Source organism: Streptomyces sp. NPDC051172 (assembly GCF_040682555.1).
In the GTDB taxonomy this organism is placed as follows: Bacteria; Actinomycetota; Actinomycetes; order Streptomycetales; family Streptomycetaceae; genus Streptomyces.
The window spans coordinates 1-2666 of record NZ_JBFBBE010000273.1 but is presented as its reverse complement, the minus strand read 5'-3'; the positions used below and the strand labels follow the sequence as shown (position 1 = coordinate 2666).

At 68.2% G+C, this 2666-nt stretch carries 1 protein-coding gene; it reads left to right on the top strand.

What is annotated here, in order from left to right; translation table 11 throughout:
* Window positions 1-19: 19 nt before the first annotated feature.
* On the top strand, window positions 20-2666 hold a 2647-nt coding region (gene alaS / locus AB0N07_RS50245), incomplete at its 3' end, for an alanine--tRNA ligase (RefSeq protein WP_365847600.1).

Genomic DNA, 2666 nt, shown 5'->3' with positions numbered 1-2666 from the left:
ACCGGAATGAGGACCACTGATGGAGTCGGCCGAGATTCGCCGCCGCTGGCTGAGCTTCTTCGAGGAGCGCGGTCACACCGTCGTCCCTTCGGCGTCGCTCATCGCGGACGACCCGACTCTGCTCCTGGTCCCGGCCGGCATGGTGCCGTTCAAGCCCTACTTCCTGGGTGAGGTCAAGCCGCCCTTCCCGCGCGCGACCAGCGTGCAGAAGTGCGTGCGCACTCCTGACATCGAAGAGGTCGGCAAGACCACCCGGCACGGCACGTTCTTCCAGATGTGCGGCAACTTCTCCTTCGGTGACTACTTCAAGGAAGGCGCCATCAAGTACGCCTGGGAGCTGCTGACCAGCCCCCAGGACAAGGGTGGTTACGGCCTGGAGCCGGAGAAGCTGTGGATCACCGTGTACAAGGACGACGACGAGGCGGAGCGGATCTGGCACGAGGTCGTCGGGGTGCCGAGGGAGCGTATCCAGCGCCTGGGGATGAGGGACAACTACTGGTCCATGGGGGTGCCCGGCCCGTGCGGCCCCTGTTCCGAGATCAACTACGACCGCGGCCCCGAGTTCGGCGTCGAGGGCGGTCCGGCCGTCAACGACGAGCGGTACGTGGAGATCTGGAACCTGGTCTTCATGCAGTACGAGCGTGGTGAGGGCATCGGCAAGGACGACTTCGAGATCCTCGGCGAGCTGCCCAGCAAGAACATCGACACCGGCCTGGGTCTTGAGCGTCTGGCGATGATTTTGCAGGGCGTGCAGAACATGTACGAGATCGACACCTCGATGGCGGTCATCAACAAGGCCACCGAGCTGACCGGCGTGGCCTATGGCGCCGCGCATGCCTCGGACGTCTCGCTGCGTGTGGTCACCGACCACATGCGTACGTCGGTGATGCTCATCGGGGACGGTGTGACTCCGGGCAACGAGGGCCGCGGCTACGTGCTGCGGCGCATCATGCGCCGCGCCATCCGCAACATGCGGCTGCTGGGCGCCACCGGCCCGGTCGTCCTGGACCTGGTCGACACGGTGATCGGGATGATGGGCCGGCAGTACCCGGAGCTGGTCAGCGACCGCGAGCGCATCGAGAAGGTCGCCCTCGCCGAGGAGAACGCGTTCCTCAAGACGCTGAAGGCGGGCACCAACATCCTCGACACGGCCGTCACCGAGACCAAGCAGGCCGGTGGCACGGTCCTTGCCGGTGAGCGGGCGTTCCTGCTCCATGACACCTGGGGCTTCCCGATCGATCTCACCCTGGAGATGGCCGCGGAGCAGGGCCTGTCGGTGGACGAGGACGGTTTTCGCCGTCTGATGAAGGAGCAGCGGGAGCGCGCCAAGGCCGATGCCCAGGCCAAGAAGACCGGCCACGCGGGTGCCGGCGCCTACCGGGAGATCGCCGACACGACCGGTGAGACGGAGTTCATCGGCTACGGCGACACCGAGGGCGAGTCGACGGTCGTCGGCATCCTCGTCGACGGCGTCTCCTCCCCGGCGGCCAGTGAGGGTGACGAGGTCGAGGTCGTCCTGGACCGCACCCCGTTCTATGCCGAGGGCGGTGGTCAGATCGGTGACACCGGCCGGATCAGGGTCGACACCGGTGCGGTCATCGAGGTCCGCGACTGCCAGAAGCCGGTTCCGGGCGTCTACGTCCACAAGGGTGTCGTGCAGGTCGGTGAGGTGACCGTCGGCGCGAAGGCGCACGCCTCGATCGACGCCCGCCGTCGCACGGCCATCGCCCGCGCCCACTCGGCCACCCACCTCACCCACCAGGCGCTGCGGGACGCGCTCGGCCCGACGGCCGCGCAGGCCGGTTCCGAGAACCAGCCGGGCCGTTTCCGCTTCGACTTCGGCTCGCCCTCGGCCGTTCCGACGGCGGTGATGAGCGATGTCGAGCAGAAGATCAACGAGGTCCTCGCGCGTGACCTCGACGTCCGTGCCGACGTCATGGGCATCGACGAGGCCAAGAAGCAGGGTGCCATCGCCGAGTTCGGTGAGAAGTACGGCGAGCGGGTCCGCGTGGTGAGCATCGGCGACTTCTCCAAGGAGCTGTGTGGTGGCACGCACGTCCACAACACCGCCCAGCTGGGTCTGGTCAAGCTGCTCGGCGAGTCCTCGATCGGTTCGGGTGTGCGGCGTATCGAGGCCCTGGTCGGTGTCGACGCCTACACCTTCCTCGCCCGTGAGCACACCGTCGTCAACCAGTTGACGGAGTTGCTCAAGGGCCGTCCGGAGGAGCTTCCGGAGAAGGTCTCCGTCATGCTCGGCAAGCTGAAGGACGCCGAGAAGGAGATCGAGAAGTTCCGTGCGGAGAAGGTGCTGCAGGCCGCTGCCGGGCTGGCCGGGTCGGCCAGGGACATCCGCGGGATCGCCGTCGTCACCGGCCAGGTCCCGGACGGCACGACCCCCGACGACCTGCGCAGGCTGGTCCTGGACGTACGCGGCCGCATCCAGGGCGGCCGGGCCGCCGTGGTCGCCCTGTTCACCGTGAACAACGGCAAGCCGCTGACGGTCATCGCCACCAACGAGGCCGCCCGCGAGCGTGGTCTCAAGGCCGGTGACCTGGTCCGCACGGCTGCCAGGACCCTCGGCGGCGGCGGTGGCGGCAAGCCGGACGTCGCCCAGGGCGGCGGCCAGAACCCCGCCGCCATCGGCGACGCCGTGGACGCCGTCGAGC